This is a genomic window from Bradyrhizobium sp. CCBAU 53351 (genome assembly GCF_015291745.1).
GTDB lineage: Bacteria > Pseudomonadota > Alphaproteobacteria > Rhizobiales > Xanthobacteraceae > Bradyrhizobium.
This window is the reverse complement of sequence record NZ_CP030059.1, coordinates 5163829-5179477: the sequence shown is the minus strand read 5'-3', so window position 1 is coordinate 5179477 and position 15649 is coordinate 5163829. Positions and strand designations below refer to the sequence as shown.

Genomic DNA, 15649 nt, shown 5'->3' with positions numbered 1-15649 from the left:
CGATGGCGACAGAAGCTCAAAGCGAAATCCAAAACCCCATCATCCGCGTCCGTGACGTCACCGTGCAGTTCGGCTCAACGCGCGTGCTCGACGGCCTCGACCTCGACGTCAAGCGCGGCGAGATCCTTGGCTTCGTCGGTCCGTCAGGCGCAGGCAAATCGGTGCTGACGCGAACCATCATCGGCCTCGTGCCGAAGGTCGCAGGCTCCATCGAGGTGTTCGGGGTCGATCTGGATTCCTCCAACACCGCGCAGCGCCGCAACGTCGAACGGCGCTGGGGCGTCCTGTTCCAGCAGGGCGCGCTGTTCTCCTCGCTGACCGTGCGGCAGAACATCCAGTTTCCGATGCGCGAATATCTTCGCGTCTCGCAGCGGCTGATGGACGAGATCACCATGGCCAAGCTGGCCATGGTCGGCCTCAAGCCGGAGGTCGCCGAGCGATTTCCCTCGGAGCTGTCGGGCGGCATGATCAAGCGCGTGGCGCTGGCGCGCGCACTGTCTCTCGATCCCGACCTCGTCTTCCTGGATGAGCCGACCTCGGGCCTCGATCCGATCGGCGCCGGCGATTTCGACGAGCTGGTCAGGACGCTCCAGCGCACTTTGGGGCTGACGGTTTTCATGGTAACCCACGATCTCGACAGCCTTTACACCGCATGCGACCGCATCGCCGTTTTAGGGAACGGTAAGATCATTGCGGCAGGGTCGATCGCCGACATGCAGGCCTCGCAGCATCCCTGGTTGAGGCAGTATTTCCATGGCAAGCGCGCCCGCGCGGTCATGGGTTGAGTGCCTTGGGTTGAGTGGCTGGGTTGAGTAGCTGGGATGAGTAGCCGGAGCACCTGATGGAAACGCGGGCGAACTACGTCTTGATTGGGTCGTTCACGCTGGCGGTGATCGCCGCGGCGATCGGCTTCGTGCTCTGGTTCCAGTCGTTGCATACCACCAAGCAGCGCAGCCCCTTGCGCGTCGTGTTCGAAGGCCCGGCGGCGGGCCTGCGCAATGGCGGAAGCGTCAACTTCAACGGTATCCGGGTGGGCGAGGTGGTCTCGGTGAAGCTCGACAACCCGCGGCGGGTTGTCGCACTCGCCATGATCGAGAACAATGCCCCGATCCGCAAGGACACGCTGGTCGGCCTCGAATTCCAGGGCCTCACCGGCGTTGCCGCGATCTCGCTCAAGGGTGGCGACGAAGCCGCGGCCCCGCCGCCGCTCGACCAGGACGGCATCCCGACGCTGACGGCCGACCCCAACAAGCTGCAGGACGTCACCGAGGCGATCCGCGGCACGCTGCAGAACATCAACAAGATCGTCGCCGACAACCAGGAGTCCGTGAAGAACTCGCTGAAGAATCTCGAGACCTTCACCAACTCGCTCGCGCGCAATTCCGAGAAGATCGACGGCGTGATGGCCAAGGTCGACGGCGTCATGCTCAAGGCCGACAATCTCATGCTCGGCCTCAACACGCTCGCCGGCGGCAAGGACGGCGGCGAGCTGTTCCAGGCGGTGAAGTCGATCCGCGAGCTCGCCGACGATTTCGACAAGCGCTCCGGCGCATTGATGGCCGACGGCCGCCGTACCCTCGGCGACATCAGCCGCGCCGTGAACAATTTCGACCGCAACCCGACCCGCGTGCTGTTCGGCGCCAGCAACAGCGCGCCGGCCGCCCCGCCGCCCGAACCGCCCAAGCCGGCCGCAGCGCCGAGCGGCAGGCGATAGCGCCGCAAGTTCGCGCGAGACGAGGGAGGCGTGCTCTCCCAGCCGACATTGCGAGCGTAGCGACTTGTCCGCCGTAGCCTTGGCGAAGGCGGAAGCAATCCAGGCTGTCTCTGCGAAAGGCAGTCTGGATTGCTTCGTCGCCAGCGCAAAATTGCTTCGCAATTTTGTCGCGGGCTCCGCGCAATGACGGGACGATACGAAAGTATGGGGGTCTGGCCGAGCCAAGGTAGGGGGAGGGGCTGCCGGTCGTTGTCAGCTATATCGCGCTCAAGGCGTGCCCACGACAAGGCGCGTCGACTTCACTCACAGGGGAGGAGAGCGCATGGTACGCCTGCTGCTGTTGTTGCCGTTCATCGGCCTGATGATCGTGCCGTTCTATAATATCCGGGAGCCCTATCTGTTCGGCTTCCCGTTCTTCTACTGGTACCAGCTCGCCTGGGTGCCGCTGACCTCGCTGCTTACCTGGATCGTCTACAGGAGCGTGCGTCGTGCTGGCTGATGTCGATAGCGCGGCGTTCGCCGTATTCCTCGCACTGTTCATCCTCGTCACCGGCATGGGCTTCGTCGCCTCGCGCTGGCGCAAGCCGGAGACGCTCGCCCATCTCGACGAGTGGGGCCTCGGCGGCCGCAAGTTCGGAACCTGGATCACCTGGTTCCTGGTCGGCGGCGACTTCTACACCGCCTACACCGTGATCGCCGTTCCGGCACTGGTCTATGCGGTCGGCGCCTACGGCTTCTTCGCGCTGCCCTACACCATCATCGTCTATCCCTTCGTGTTCGCGGTGATGCCGGTGCTGTGGAAGGTCGCCAAGGAGCGTGGCTATGTCACCGCCGGCGACGTGGTGCGCGGCGCCTACGGCTCGCGCGGGCTCGAGCTTGCGGTCGCGGCCACCGGCGTGCTGGCGACGATGCCCTACATCGCGCTCCAGCTCATCGGCATGGAGGTCGCGATCAAGGCGCTCGGCCTGCACGGCGAGGTGCCGCTCGTGCTCGCCTTCCTGGTGCTGGCGCTCTACACCTATTCGTCGGGCCTGCGCGCGCCGGCGCTGATCGCCTTCGTCAAGGACATCATGATCTACATCGTGGTGATCGCAGCGATCGCGATCGTACCCTCGAAGCTCGGCGGCTACGGTGCGATCTTCACCGCGGCGGACGCGGCGTTCGCGGCGAAAGGCGCAGGCGGCACCTTGCTGTCGCCGGCGCAGATCGTGCCCTACGCCTCGCTGGCGCTCGGCTCGGCGCTCGCTGCCTTCATGTACCCGCATACGCTGACCGGCATCTTCGCGTCTTCGGGCGGCAACACCATTCGCAAGAATGCGATGCTGCTGCCGGCCTACACGCTGCTGCTCGGCCTGCTCGCGCTGCTGGGCTACATGGGCCACGCGGCGGGATTGAAGCTCGCGAGCAACAACGACGTCGTGCCCGAGCTGTTCAAGCTGCTGTTCCCGAGCTGGTTCGCGGGCTTCGCCTTCGCCGCGATCGCGATCGGCGCGCTGGTGCCGGCCGCCGTCATGAGCATCGGCGCGGCCAACCTGTTCACCCGCAACTTCTGGAAGGTGTGGGTCGATCCGAAGGTGACGCCGGCCGGCGAGGCGAAGGTCGCCAAGATCACCTCCATGCTGGTGAAGGTCGGCGCGCTGCTCGCGATCCTGCTGATGCCGACCCAGTTCGCGCTCGACCTGCAACTGCTCGGAGGCCTCTGGATCCTGCAGACGCTGCCGGCGCTGGTGTTCGGTCTCTACCTGAACTGGTTCTCGAGCACGGCATTGCTTGCCGGCTGGGCCGTCGGTCTCGTCGGAGGATCTTGGCTGGCCTGGTCCGACGGGCTGAAGCCGCTGCACAGCATCGACTTCGGCGCCGGCAAGTTTGCGATCTACACCGGTCTGCTCGCGCTCGCGCTCAACATCGCGGTGGCCGTCGCGGTCAACCTGGCGCTCAAGCGCGTACCGCAGCAACGGCTGTCCCGCGAGGCAGCTGAATGACTGCCGTCGGCGGCCGGAGATCTTCCGGCCGCCGCTCTCTCCGGCATGAATAGCCTTCCATGCGATTGAAAACGCCTTAGTATCCGCCGGCGATCCGGCCCCGCTCGTCGCCGGCGGATCGGAGGTCTCGGGTGAGGATGTCGTGCAGGCGTGGTTCGTTCTTGCGGTCGCTGCCGGCTATGTGACCACGCTGTTCCTGGTGGCCTGGTGGGGCGACCGGCGGAGCGCCGCTGGGCCGCTGGTGTCGCCAAACTCCTGGGCCGCCGCAATCAGCTATTGCCTGACGCTCGCGGTCTACAATACGTCGTGGAGCTTCTACGGATCGGTCGGGCGCGCCGCCACCAGCGGGCTGGACTTCGCCACGATCTATATCGGCCCGACCCTGGTGCTGCTGTTCGGCCAGAGGTTGCTGTCCAAGGTGATTGCGATCGCCAAGGCGCAGAACGTCACCTCGATCGCGGACTTCATCGCCGCACGCTACGGCAAGAGCCAGGTGCTCGCGGCCTTCGTGACGCTCGCATCGCTGCTGGGCGTGCTTCCCTACATTGCGCTCCAGCTCAAGGCCGTGGGCAAGAGCTTCGACTACCTCATCCTCCAGCCCGAGCGGGCCGGCGGCGAGGGCTTGCGTTTCTGGCAGGATTCCGCGTTCGGCGTGGCCGCGTCGATGGCGCTGTTCGCGATCGTGTTCGGCGTCCGGCACGTCCACGCCAGCGAGCATCATCGCGGCCTGATGCTCGCGATCGCCTTTGAGAGCGTCGTCAAGTTGCTCGCATTCCTGATCGTCGCGCTGTTCGTGCTGTTCGGACTATCAGGCGGGCCGGCCGCTCTGCTGTCGCAATTCCAGTCGGAGCCGCAGCTCGCGGGAATCCTGAGCTTCGATCCGACGCAGCCGGTGTGGCCCGCGACCATCATCATCTCAGGAATCGCCTTCCTGTGCCTGCCGCAGGCCTTCCATGTCGCGGTCGTCGAGAATGAAAGTCCGAGCCACACGCGCACCGCGGCCTGGCTTTACCCGGCCTACCTTGCGCTGTTCAGCCTGCTGATCCTGCCGATCGCCGCGGCCGGGCTCAACCGGTTCGGTGCGATGATGGACCCCGACACCTATGTCATCTCGCTGCCCATCGCGGCGGATGCGGGCACCATCAGCCTGATCGCGTTCCTGGGCGGACTGTCGGCCGCGACCGGCATGGTGATCATGACGTCGGTCGCACTCAGCACCATGCTCTGCAACGACGTCATCATGCCGCTGCTGCTGCGCTCGCGCGTCTTCGGCCTGCGCGCGCAGAGCCGGCCGATGACCTCGGTGCTGGTGACGGTGCGCCGGCTGTCGATTCTCGGCATTCTGCTGCTCGCCTATCTGATGCACCGCCTGGTCAATCAGTCCTATCCGCTCACCGTGATTGGCCTCTTGTCGTTCGTCGCGGTCGCGCAATTCGGTCCGGCGTTCGTCGGCGGGCTGTTCTGGCCGCGGGCCAACAAGGCCGGCGCCTCGCTCGGGATCGCGGTCGGCTTCTTCATCTGGGCTTATACGCTGCTGCTGCCCTCGGCCGCGCCTCTGTGGCCTGGGATCGAGGAGATCGTCCGCCACGGCCCGTGGCAACTCGCCTGGCTCAAGCCCAATGCGCTGTTCGGCCTCGAAGGCGTCGATCCGATTTCGCACGCCACGCTATGGAGCCTTGGCGCGAATCTCGTCTGCTTTCTCATCGTCTCGGCGCTCGGACGGCAATCGACCGTCGAGCGCAACCAGGCGGCCGCGTTCGCCGACGGTGTCGTTCGTGAGTCCATCCCGAAATTGTCGTCGCGCGTGCTGGTCCGGCTCGACGATCTCCGCGCGCTGGCGCTGCGTTTCGTCGGTGTCGAGCGCGGCGCGGCAGCTTTTGACGCTTATCTGGCGGCCCGTGTTGCGGGGATGGGATCGCGCCTCGATCCGTCGGGACTGGTCGATCTCGACTCGATCCGATTCACCGAGAACCTGCTTGCCGGCGCGATCGGCGCGGCATCGGCGCGCGTGGTGATTGCAGCGTCGCTGGAAGGCCACTCGCTCTCGCGGCGGGAGGCGATGGCGATGCTCGACGAGGCCTCGGAGGCGTTGCGCTTCAACCGCAGCCTGTTGCAAAGCACGCTGGAGAGCGTGCCGCAGGGCATCTGCGCCTTCGATGCCGATTTCAACATCACGGCCTGGAACGGACGTTTCATCGCGCTGTTGGACCTGCCGCCGGATTTCGTGCGCGTCGGGCTTCCATTGGCGGACCTCATCGCCTTCAATGTCGAGCGTGGCGAATATGCCGCCTCCGAATTCGCGGCGCTCCTGGTCAACCGTGACGTCGCCACGCAAAGCTGGCCCTATCTCTACGAGCGCAAGCGGCCGGACGGCACGGTGCTCGAGATCGTCTACGACCGCGCCGCCGAGGGCGGCTACGTCTCGACCTACACCGACGTCACCGAGCGTCATCGGGCCGCGGAAGCGTTGCGACGCGCCAATGAAGGACTCGAGCTGCGCGTCCGCGAGCGCACCGAGGCGCTCGAGCAGGCCAAGGCGGAGGCCGAGCAGGCCAATCTCGGCAAGACCCGTTTCCTGGCGGCGGCGAGCCATGATCTGCTGCAGCCGCTGAACGCGGCGCGTCTGTTTCTGTCCGCGCTCGACGAAAGCCTGCATGCCGCGTCGCGATCCGGCGCGGCCGAGAAGGAGCGAACCCTCACCGGCAGCGCCATCACGGCGCTGCGCTCGACCGAGCATGTGCTCGACCGGCTGCTCGACATCTCCTCCTACGATGCCGGCGCCGTTCGGGCCGAGATATCCGACTTTCCGATCGCTGATCTCTTCGTGCAGTTGAACGTCGAATTCTCCGCGATGGCGCGCGAACGCGGCCTGGTCCTCCGCGTCGTCGATTGCCGCCACGCCGTGCGCAGCGATCCGCATCTGCTGCGCCGGATCCTGCAGAACCTGCTGTCCAATGCGCTTCGCTACACACCGAGGGGACGCATCCTGCTCGGCTGCCGGCGGCGCGGCAACGCACTGCGCATCGAAGTCTGGGACACCGGCGTCGGCATCGCCGCGGCGGACCAGAAGCGCATCTTCGAAGAGTTCCAGCGTCTGGCGCAAGGATCGGAGAAGGGGCTGGGCCTCGGGCTCGCGATCGTCGATCGCGTCTCGCGGCTGCTGGGTCATCCCGTCGATGTTCGTTCGCGGCCGGGTCACGGTTCGTGCTTTGCCGTCACGGTGCCGCTCGCCGAGGGGCCGGGAATGCCGCTCCAGCGCCAGGTTGCGACTGCGGCTCCAGCGGTGGCGGAGCGGCCGCTGACGATCCTGTGCCTCGACAATGATGCGACGATCCTGGAAGGCCTCTCCGCGCTGCTCGGCGGCTGGGGTCATCGCGTGCTGGTCGCAACCGACGCGGCCGCGGCGAAGGAGACGGCCGCGGCCGTCCCGCCCGACATCGTGCTGCTCGATTACCATCTCGACGGCGGCCGCAACGGCTTGGACTTTCTTGACGATCTCAGGCAGAAGTCGGGCCGCGCCGTCCGCGCGCTAGTCGTCACCGGGGATCGCAGCGAGGCGGTGCGCAACGAGGCGAGGGCGCGCGGCTGCGAGATCCTGTCGAAGCCGGTCAAGCCGGCGGCCCTTCGGCGCTTTCTCGGTGGTGAGGCATTGAGCCGACAGTTCGGGACGGAACCGGAGACTCCCTGACGATGCGCATCCTGATCGGCGACGACCATCCGCTGGTGCAGGCTGCGCTACGCAGCGCGCTGTCGAGCGTGCTGCCCGATCTCGACATCGTCGCCTGCCAATCGCTGGATGAGGCGATCGGCGTGCTGACGGTCCAGTCCGGCGACATCGACCTGATCCTCTGGGATCTGACGATGCCGGGTATCCAGGGTTTTGCCGCGCTGTTCATCCTGTCGGCGCAATTCCCGACCGTGCCGGTGGCGATCATCTCCGCGCGGCAGGACGCGGCCACGATCCGCCGCGCCATCGCCTATGGCGCATCCGGCTACATCCCGAAATCGCTCGGCCTGCCCGAGATGGCCGAGGCGATCACGAAGATCCTCGCCGGCGAGATCTGGATGCCGCCCAATGTCGGCGGCCGCGGCTCGATCCAGAGCGCCGATGTGGAGCTGGCTGCGCGCATGGCCACCCTTTCGGCGCAGCAGCTGCGCATTCTCGCGATGATCGTGGAGGGCAAGCTCAACAAGCAGATCGCGGGCGAGCTCGACATCGCCGAGCAGACGGTCAAGGGCCACGTCTCGACCATCCTGCGCAAGCTCGGCGTCGGCTCGCGCACCCAGGCCGCCGTGCTCGCCGAGCGGCTGTCGTTCGGCCAGCCCGGTGGCAATTGAGCTTCAGGACATCCCTAAAACAAAAACGGAGGCCGTGTGGCCTCCGTTTTCTCATTCGCGCTTGGTTGCCAATTACCCCAGCCGGCCCGCCGCATGCGCCAGCAGCGTGTACACCAGACCCGTCTCCGAGGTCAGGTGGCTGCGCAGCTCCTGCGGGCCGCGGCCATCGCGGGCGACTTCGTCGAGCAGGCGCTCGAATTCGGCGACGTAGCGGTCGACCGTGCCCTTGAAGTTGCGGTCGGCGCGGTACTTGCGGGCGACCTCGTCGAAGGCCTTCTGGCCGGCGGGCGTGTAGAGGCGCTTGGTGAACGCCTTGTTCTCGCCGCGCTGGTAGCGGTCCCACATCTCGGCCGCGAGGTTGCGGTCCATCAGCCGGCCGATGTCGAGCGACAACGATTCCAGCGGATTGCTGCTGGCCTGTGGGGCCTGCGGCTGCGGCGCGGTTGCGGCGCGGCCACGGGGAGCCTCACGTCCGGTCGGAGCGCCCTGGTTGGCGTCGGTCCGGTTGAGCAGGTCCGACAGCCAGCCGTCACGGCCCTGGTCGTTGCCAACAGGGGCGACCGGCGGCGCTTCGGTGCGGCGCGAGGGCGCCGGCATGCCGAGGTCCGGCGGCGGCAGCGTAGACGCGCTGCCGGTGTCGCGCATGCGGGTCTCGGCGGCGCGAGCGCCCGCAACGGCCATCATCGGCTCTTCCTGGCGCTGGACGGCGACGGAGGCGCGGCCCGCCGTGGTGACGTCGAGGCCACGGCCGTGCTGGGCCACGATGCGGTTGAGCTCGGCGAGCGCCTCGATCTGGTCGACGATCACCTTGCGCATCTGCGCCGTGCTCTCGGCGGCCTCCTGCGGCATCTCGAGCACGCCGCGGCGCAGCTCGTTGCGGGTGGCTTCGAGCTCGTTGTGCATCTCGAAGGCCATCTGCTTCATGCTGGACACGAGGTTGGTGAACTTCTCGGTCGACTGCTTGAACATCGCATCCGCCTCGTCGGTGGTCTGGCGGTAGATGTCGTGCATGGCATCGATGGTCTGCCGGTGCTCCTCTTCCGACGCCGCGCGCACCGCCTCGAACTGGCGGGTGATCGCGGCCGAGCCGGCGCCGGCGGTCTCGGCGACGACGCGGGCGATGTCGCGGGCACGCTCTTCGGCCGCGGCCAGCGATTCATCGAGCAGGCCGGTGAAGCGCGACAGTCGCTGGTCGAGATCGGCGGTGCGCAGGTCGATCGTGGTGACCAGCGATTCCAGCGCCTGCTTGCGCTCGGCGAGCGAGGCGGTGGTGTTCTTGTTGCTCTGCTCGACGACCTGCGCGGCGTCGACCAGCGCCTTGCCGTGCGCGTCGAACTGGGTCGACAGCTCGCCGAGGTCCTGCAGTGCCTTGGTGGTCTTGCTGTTGAAGACGTTGAGCTGCTCTTCCAGGTTCTGCGTCGCCGCGCCGTTGCGCGAGGTGACGTCGTTCATCGCCGAGACGAAGTCGGCGACGCGCGTCACCAGCGCCCGCTCGAGCGAGTTGAGGTTGTCGTGCGCACCGGTCAACACCTCCTGGAGCAGGATGTTGCCTTCGCGCAGACGTTCGAACAGCGCCACCGTGTCGGTGCGCAGGATCTTGCTGGTCTCCTGCATCTCGGTGACGGCCGCGATCGAGACCTGGCGCGACTGGTCGATCGCCGAACGCGAGGCCTGCTCGAGGTCCTTGAGCGACTTGCCGACCGCGCTGGTGGCGATCTCGCTCGCCGCGTTGATGGTGCGGGCGACTTCCGAGCCGTTGCCCATCATGGTCTGCGAGAAGGCCTGGCCGCGCGTCTCGATCGACTTCAGCGCGTCCGAGGTGACGCGGTCGATGTCGAGGGTGAGCTGGCTGGTCTTCGAGCCGATCGCGTCGACCAGCGCGCCGCGCTTGGCGTCGATCATGTTCGACAGGCGGTCGGCCTGCTGCTGCACGTAGGTGACGATCTCGTCGGTCTTGCCGGTCATGGCCTGGCCGAAGCTCGAGCTGGCGGCGAGCACGGAACGCTCGACGTCGGACGAACTCGACTTGACCCGCGAGCTCGCCTCGTTGGAGGCCGAGATCAGCGCGTTCTGGGCGTTGAGCGCGCTGGTCTGGATGTCGTTGGTCGCATTCGCGGTGGCCGAGCTCAGCGTACGCTCGATCTCGGTCGAGATCGCGCGGATCTGGCTTGCGGCGTCCGCCGAGGTCGAGGTCAGCGAGGTCTGGGCCTCGCGGGCGCTGTTGAGGATGGTCGAGGCGGTGTCGGCGCCGACCGCGGTCAGCGTACGCTCGATGTCCGTAGTCAGCGACTTGATCTGGCTCGCCGCGTCGGTCGACGCGGAGATCAGCGAGCCCTGGGCCTCGCGCACGCCGCTGGTGAGCGCCTCGATGGTGGCGCCGCCGGCGGTCGCCAGCGCGCGCTGCATCTCGGCCGCGAGCGAACGGACCTGGCTGGTCTGCTCGGCCGAGACCGTGAGCAGGGTGCTCTGGGCGTCACGGGCGCTGGTGGTGATCGTCTCGGCGGTGGACTGGCCGACCTGCGAGAGCGAACGATGTACTTCGGCCGCGAGCGACTTGACCTGGCTCGCCGCATCCGAGGATGCCGTGACCAGTGTGCTCTGGGCTTCGCGGGCGCCGCTCATGATGGTTTCGGCGGTCGAGGTGCCGGCCATGGTGAGCGAGCGCTGCACGTCCGAGGACAGCGCCTTGATCTGGTTGGCGGTCTCGGCCGAGGCCGCGATCAGCGCGCTCTGAGCGTCGCGGGCACCGGCGGTGATCGAGTCCGCCGTGGCGGTGCCGGCCAGCGACAGCGAGCGCTGCACGTCGGCGGTGAGCGTCTTGACGTGGTTGGCCGCGTCCGAGGATGCCGTGACGAGCGTGGTCTGCACCTCGCGGGCGCCGGCCAGGATCGAGGCTGCGGTGGCCGAGCCTGCCGCCGACAGCGTGCGCTCGACGTCGGCCGCGAGCCCCTTGATCTGGTTGGAAGCTTCGCCCGACGCTGCGACCAGCGTCGACTGCGCCTCGCGGGCGCTGCTCAGGATCGAGTTCGCAGAGCCGGTGCCGACCGCGGTCAGCGCGCGCTCGACCTCGGCGGAGGTCATCTTGAGCTGGGCGTTGACGTCGGAGGAGACCGTCATCAGCGACTGCTGGGCGGTGCGCGCGCCGGTCTGGATCGTCTCGCTGGTGTTGACGACGAGGTTGGTGAGCGAGCGCTCGGCGTCCTCGACATGCGAGCGGATCGCGGTCGAGATCATCTCGGCGCGGGACATCATGTCCTCGCTGGCCTGGCGGCCGCTGCTCTCGATGCGGCCGGCGACGGCCTCGACGCGCGAGCCGAGCAGGTCCTCGAACTGCGCCACGCGCACGTCGATGTCGCTCGCGACCGAGCCGACCTTGGTCTCGATGGCGTGCTGGATCTCCTGGAAGCGCGCGCTGACCGTGTCGGTCAGATGCGTGCTGCGGCCGTCGATCATGTCGGCGACGCCGGTGATGCGGCGGTCCACGGCCTCGATCGCCTGCGCTGTGCCGTCGGTGAGCGTCGAGGTCAGCAGCGTCAGACGCGTGTCGATCGACTGCACGGCCTGCGAGGCGCCGTTGGTCACCGTGGTGGTGAGGTAGGTGAGGCGGCTATCGATGGATTCGAGCGCCTGCGAGGCGCCGCCGGTGAGCGTCGTCGTGAGGTGGGTCAGACGGGTGTCGATCGACTGGATGGTCTGCGAGGCGCCGTCGGTCAGCGTGCTCGTGAGGTGGTTGAGGCGCGCGTCGATGGTTTCGACTGCCTGCGATGCACCTGAGGTCAGCGAGGTCGTGAGGTGGGTGAGGCGGCTGTCGATCGACTGGATCGCCTGCGCGGCGCCGTCGGTCAGCGACGAGGCGAGCGTGTCGATGCGCCCGTCGATCGTCTCGGTCATCGACTTCGCACGGCTGTCGAACGACTGTTCGAGCGCGGTGACGCGGCCGCCGAGTTGCTCGTCGAAAGTCTTGATGTGGCCTTCGATCGTGGAGTCGAGGCCGGCGATCTTGCCGTTCAGCGAAGCGTCGAAATTGCTGACGCGGTCGCCGATGGTGGTCTCGAACTGCATCAGGCGCTGGTCGAGGATCGCGGTGATCTCGCCGCCGTTGGCGGTGAAGCGGGTGTCGAAATTCTCGACATAGGTCTTCAGCGATTCATGGATGTCCTGCGTGCGCTGGCCCATGCGCTCGACGATCTCGCCGCCGAAGGTCTTCACGGTGCGGTCGAACTCGGAGATGTGGCGCGTGATCAGGGCGCCCAGCGTGCCGGAGTCGCGGGCGAACTTCTCGACCAGCTCGGTGCCCTGGTTCCTGACCAGCTCGTCGAACGCGCTCATCTGCAGCGACAGCGAGTCGTGCGCGGTCTCGGTCTGGCTGACGACCTTGGCGACGAGGGTGTTGACGGTGGCGTCGAGCGCCTCGCTCGCCTTGTCGCCGCTCGTCATGATCTGGCCGGCGAGGCGGTTGCCGGCGTCGTCGATCTTGGCGGAAAGGTCGTTGGAGCGCAGCTCGAGCTCGAGCAGCAGCGAGTCCGAGGAATTCTTCAGGCTGTCGTGCACCTGTTCGGTGCGCTCGGAGATGCCGTCGACGATCGCGGCGGAGCGCTGCTCGAATTCGCCGGTGATGCGGTCGATGCGCTCGTTCAGCATCTCGTGGACGCGGTCGGCGAGGTCGACGAACTCGTCGTGGACGTGGCCGGTCTTGAAGTTGAGGCTGGTGGTCAGCCGCTCGCTGGCATCGAGCACGGCGCGCGTGGTCTCGTTGCTGGCCTCCTCGAGGCGGTCGAGCAGGTCGCCGCCGCGCTCGCCGAGTGCCAGGATCATGTTGTCGCCGGCATTGCTCAGCGCGCTGGTGATGTGGGCGCCGCGCTCCTCGAGCGCGCCGGTGATGGACTTGGCGACCTCGTCGACGCGCGAGGCGATCGCGTCGGAGATCAGTGCGATGTCGTGGCGCAGATCGATCTGCACGCCGGAGATGGCGCTGCGGACCTGCTCGGCCTGGCCGACCAGATTGTCGCGCTGATGTGCGATATCCTGGAGCAGCGCGCGGATGCGCACTTCGTTGTCGGAATAGGCGCGCTCCAGCGCTGCGACCTCGTTGGCCACCAGCGTCTCGAGTTCGCCGGCGCGCGCGATCGCGCGCTCGATGCCGTCGCCCATCGCCGCCACTTCGCGGCGGATGGCCTGGCCGACGGTGACCATGGAATCGGAGGCCGAGCCCTCGGGCTCGGAGAAGCGGATCGCGACCTGCGCCATCGCTTGCGCGATCATGCGCATTTCCTGGCCGCGCCAGACGAGGCTGGCGAGGAAGTAGAACAGCATGATCGGCGCAAAGAACATCGCGATCAGGCCGGCAATGACGAGCACGCCGCCGCTCTGGCCCATGGCGGCCTGGATCGAGGGCAGGAAGCCGAACGTCAGCGCGGCGCAGGCCGCGAGCCAGACGCCGGCGAAGACGGTGGCGAAAGTATAGACGCTGCGGGCAGGGCGGCCCTTCTGAAGCGCCTGGAGCAGCTGGCCGATGGTCTCGCGGTCGTCATTGGCGGCGCGGCGCGAAGAGCGGGGCTCCTCGACCGGGTCGAACACGGTCGACCGCTCGTTGGCGGCAGGGCGGGGCTCGAAGCTCGGCTCGTCGAAGATCGGGGGCGGCGCCACCGAGGGCGTGGTCTCGTTGCGCATCGAGGCGTTGCGGCTGGTGTCCGCGGCCGTGTCGCTGATGTTCAGGGCTTCCTGGATCGCAGAAAGCGCAACTTCTGTCGGGTCTTTGACCTTTTTCGGAGTGTTCGCCATGTTCAGTCCGAGCCCTCGTTACTTGTACGCGTCCCCCCGCGAGCCCTGCGCGCGACGCAAGCCCACAGACCGGATCATGCCGCTTACGCGGATCTCCGAGCCGTCGCCACCCGGACGGCTTGTCCGCCAATTTCTGCAACATCCTATTGGCAGAGCGTCGCGAATGAAATGCCCGCGATTAAGACAATCTTAATCATCGTTAACAGGATCGCGCCGTAACGCCTTAGCAATAAATGCAATTCTCCACCGAACTTGGCCGATTGCGGCAACTTTTCGTCAATAAACTGGCAGAACTGCGTCGCCGGCCCCCAACATTTCGTTAACCATTTCCATGCTTGGGTGAGGCGACCGCACCGCCGGACCGGCGGAACCGTCGCGCGATGCCGGGGCCTTTCGCCATGACGCCTGAACTGCAACGGATGGACTGGATGCCCTCGCCCCCGCTTGCACCCATCGACAGCCCGCTCGACCTCGACCACCTCTCCCGGATGACGCTCGGCGATGCGGAGCTGGAGCAGGAAGTGCTGGCCATGTTCGCCGAGCAGGCGGTCCGCCTGATGGCGGCGATGGCGGGACTGCCGGCCGAGGCCGGCGCACTTGCCCACAAGCTCAAGGGGTCGGCCCGCGGGATCGGCGCCTTTGCGGTAGCCGATGCCGCAGCGAGCCTGGAGACCGCGATCCAGGCCGGCCATAACGAGCGCCACGCCTTCGCGGCGTTGAAGGAGGCGGTGACCGAGGCCCGCGCCGCCATCGAGGTGATCCTGAAGCCTTGAGGCCACGCGGCCGAGCCGGATTCTAGTCTCTTGTTTTGACGCAATTTCTTGCCGCAAAGCGGCATTTACTTCGTCGCAAAACCCTATGGCGCCGGGCTGATCGACCCGTTATAGGACAGCCCGGACCCTCCTTCATTCCCAGCACCGCGGCAGCACGAGCACACATGGCCAAGATTCACTTTGTCGACCACAAGGGCGAAACCCGCACGGTGGAAATCGAGAACGGCGCAACCGTGATGGAAGCCGCGATCCGCAACAGCATTCCCGGCGTCGAGGCCGAATGCGGCGGCGCCTGCGCCTGCGCGACCTGCCATGTCTATGTCGACGAAGCCTGGCGCGAGAAGGTCGGCAGCCCGACGCCGATGGAAGAGGACATGCTCGACTTCGGCTTCGACGTGCGCCCGAATTCGCGCCTGTCCTGCCAGATCAAGGTCAGCGACGATCTCGACGGTCTCGTCGTGTCGACGCCGGAACGTCAGGCCTGATTGGGTCGGCCTGACAGGCCTGATCCCGCCCTTTCTGAGTTGAACTAGAGGGTCGGCGGCGCGACCTCGATGCCGCGCTTGTGCCAGGGTCTGAGCTTCTCGACGATCTCCGCGCTGAGCGGCGCGGGCCGCCGTGTCGCCTCGTCGAGCATGACGCCGACCGACATCGCCGAGGCGATGCATCTGCCTTCCGAGAACACGACCTGTTCGAAGGTCACGGACGTCCGTCCCAGCTTCACGACGCCGAGGCCGAGCTCGATCGTGTTCGGCCAGTGCAGTTCGGCGCGGAAATGGATGTCGAGCCGCACCATGATCCAGGCGAGCCCCGGCGGCGTCAGCCCATATTCGGGGCTCTTCATCAGCGTGACACGGCCGGTCTCGAAATAGGTGGCGTAGACGGCGTTGTTGACGTGCTGGTTGGGATCAAGATCGCCGAAGCGGACGTTGTCGCTGAGGCGGTAGGGAAAGTCCTCCAGGCGCGGCGTCGTATCGAGGCGACTAGGTGCGTTCACCGATTGATCTCCGTCATATCCTTGCTGGTTACAGCCCAGTTATCCTGCCCCGGCAAGTGGGCGC

10 protein-coding genes are annotated in these 15649 nt (G+C 66.8%); 8 read left to right on the top strand and 2 right to left on the bottom strand.

What is annotated here, in order from left to right; all coding sequences use genetic code 11:
- Nucleotides 1–2 precede the first annotated feature (2 nt).
- From XH83_RS24615 to XH83_RS24590, 6 genes are all read left to right on the top strand, one after another.
- Nucleotides 3–785, top strand: coding sequence for an ABC transporter ATP-binding protein (locus tag XH83_RS24615; protein WP_194403293.1), 783 nt, complete (start codon nucleotides 3–5; stop codon nucleotides 783–785).
- Nucleotides 786–841: 56 nt separating this feature from the next.
- Nucleotides 842–1714, top strand: coding sequence for an MlaD family protein (locus XH83_RS24610; RefSeq protein ID WP_194403292.1), 873 nt, complete (start codon nucleotides 842–844; stop codon nucleotides 1712–1714).
- Nucleotides 1715–2036: 322 nt separating this feature from the next.
- The gene (locus XH83_RS24605; protein ID WP_194403291.1) at nucleotides 2037–2213 is read left to right on the top strand and encodes a DUF3311 domain-containing protein; all 177 of its coding nucleotides are present in this window, start codon (nucleotides 2037–2039) and stop codon (nucleotides 2211–2213) included.
- Nucleotides 2203–3696 carry a monocarboxylate uptake permease MctP gene (mctP, locus tag XH83_RS24600; protein WP_194403290.1) on the top strand — a complete coding sequence of 498 codons (1494 nt, stop codon included), beginning with the start codon at nucleotides 2203–2205 and terminating at the stop codon, nucleotides 3694–3696. Before XH83_RS24605 ends, mctP begins: the two co-directional genes overlap by 11 nt.
- A gap of 142 nt (nucleotides 3697–3838) precedes the next feature.
- Entirely contained in the window at nucleotides 3839–7384 is a 3546-nt protein-coding gene (locus tag XH83_RS24595; RefSeq protein ID WP_194403289.1) for a NahK/ErcS family hybrid sensor histidine kinase/response regulator, read from the top strand.
- A complete protein-coding gene (locus XH83_RS24590; protein ID WP_194408388.1) occupies nucleotides 7381–8034 on the top strand; it encodes a response regulator transcription factor in 654 nt (217 codons plus the stop codon). The genes XH83_RS24595 and XH83_RS24590 overlap by 4 nt, the downstream gene beginning before the upstream one ends.
- A gap of 72 nt (nucleotides 8035–8106) precedes the next feature.
- Here XH83_RS24590 and XH83_RS24585 read toward each other — a convergent pair whose 3' ends face one another.
- On the bottom strand, nucleotides 8107–13815 hold the full coding sequence (locus tag XH83_RS24585) for a negative regulator of septation ring formation (protein ID WP_194403288.1): 5709 nt from the start codon (nucleotides 13813–13815) through the stop codon (nucleotides 8107–8109).
- 398 nt (nucleotides 13816–14213) lie between these two features.
- Between XH83_RS24585 and XH83_RS24580 the strand changes: the two genes are divergently transcribed.
- Nucleotides 14214–14588: an Hpt domain-containing protein gene (locus XH83_RS24580; RefSeq protein WP_194403287.1), complete on the top strand. Its 375-nt coding sequence runs from the start codon at nucleotides 14214–14216 to the stop codon at nucleotides 14586–14588.
- 164 nt (nucleotides 14589–14752) lie between these two features.
- Complete coding sequence (locus XH83_RS24575) at nucleotides 14753–15073, top strand: 2Fe-2S iron-sulfur cluster-binding protein (protein WP_194403286.1); 321 nt, start codon at nucleotides 14753–14755, stop codon at nucleotides 15071–15073.
- Nucleotides 15074–15117: 44 nt separating this feature from the next.
- Here XH83_RS24575 and XH83_RS24570 read toward each other — a convergent pair whose 3' ends face one another.
- Nucleotides 15118–15585, bottom strand: coding sequence for a thioesterase family protein (locus XH83_RS24570; RefSeq protein WP_194403285.1), 468 nt, complete (start codon nucleotides 15583–15585; stop codon nucleotides 15118–15120).
- Nucleotides 15586–15649: the final 64 nt, after the last annotated feature.

Excerpts from the sequence above, each read along its gene's own strand:
- XH83_RS24615 (WP_194403293.1), top strand. The coding sequence starts at position 3 with ATGGCGACAGAAGCTCAAAGCGAAATCCAAAACCCCATCATCCGCGTC.
- XH83_RS24610 (WP_194403292.1), top strand. The coding sequence starts at position 842 with ATGGAAACGCGGGCGAACTACGTCTTGATTGGGTCGTTCACGCTGGCG.
- XH83_RS24605 (WP_194403291.1), top strand. The coding sequence starts at position 2,037 with ATGGTACGCCTGCTGCTGTTGTTGCCGTTCATCGGCCTGATGATCGTG.
- XH83_RS24585 (WP_194403288.1), bottom strand. The coding sequence starts at position 13,815 with ATGGCGAACACTCCGAAAAAGGTCAAAGACCCGACAGAAGTTGCGCTT.
- XH83_RS24580 (WP_194403287.1), top strand. The coding sequence starts at position 14,214 with ATGACGCCTGAACTGCAACGGATGGACTGGATGCCCTCGCCCCCGCTT.
- XH83_RS24575 (WP_194403286.1), top strand. The coding sequence starts at position 14,753 with ATGGCCAAGATTCACTTTGTCGACCACAAGGGCGAAACCCGCACGGTG.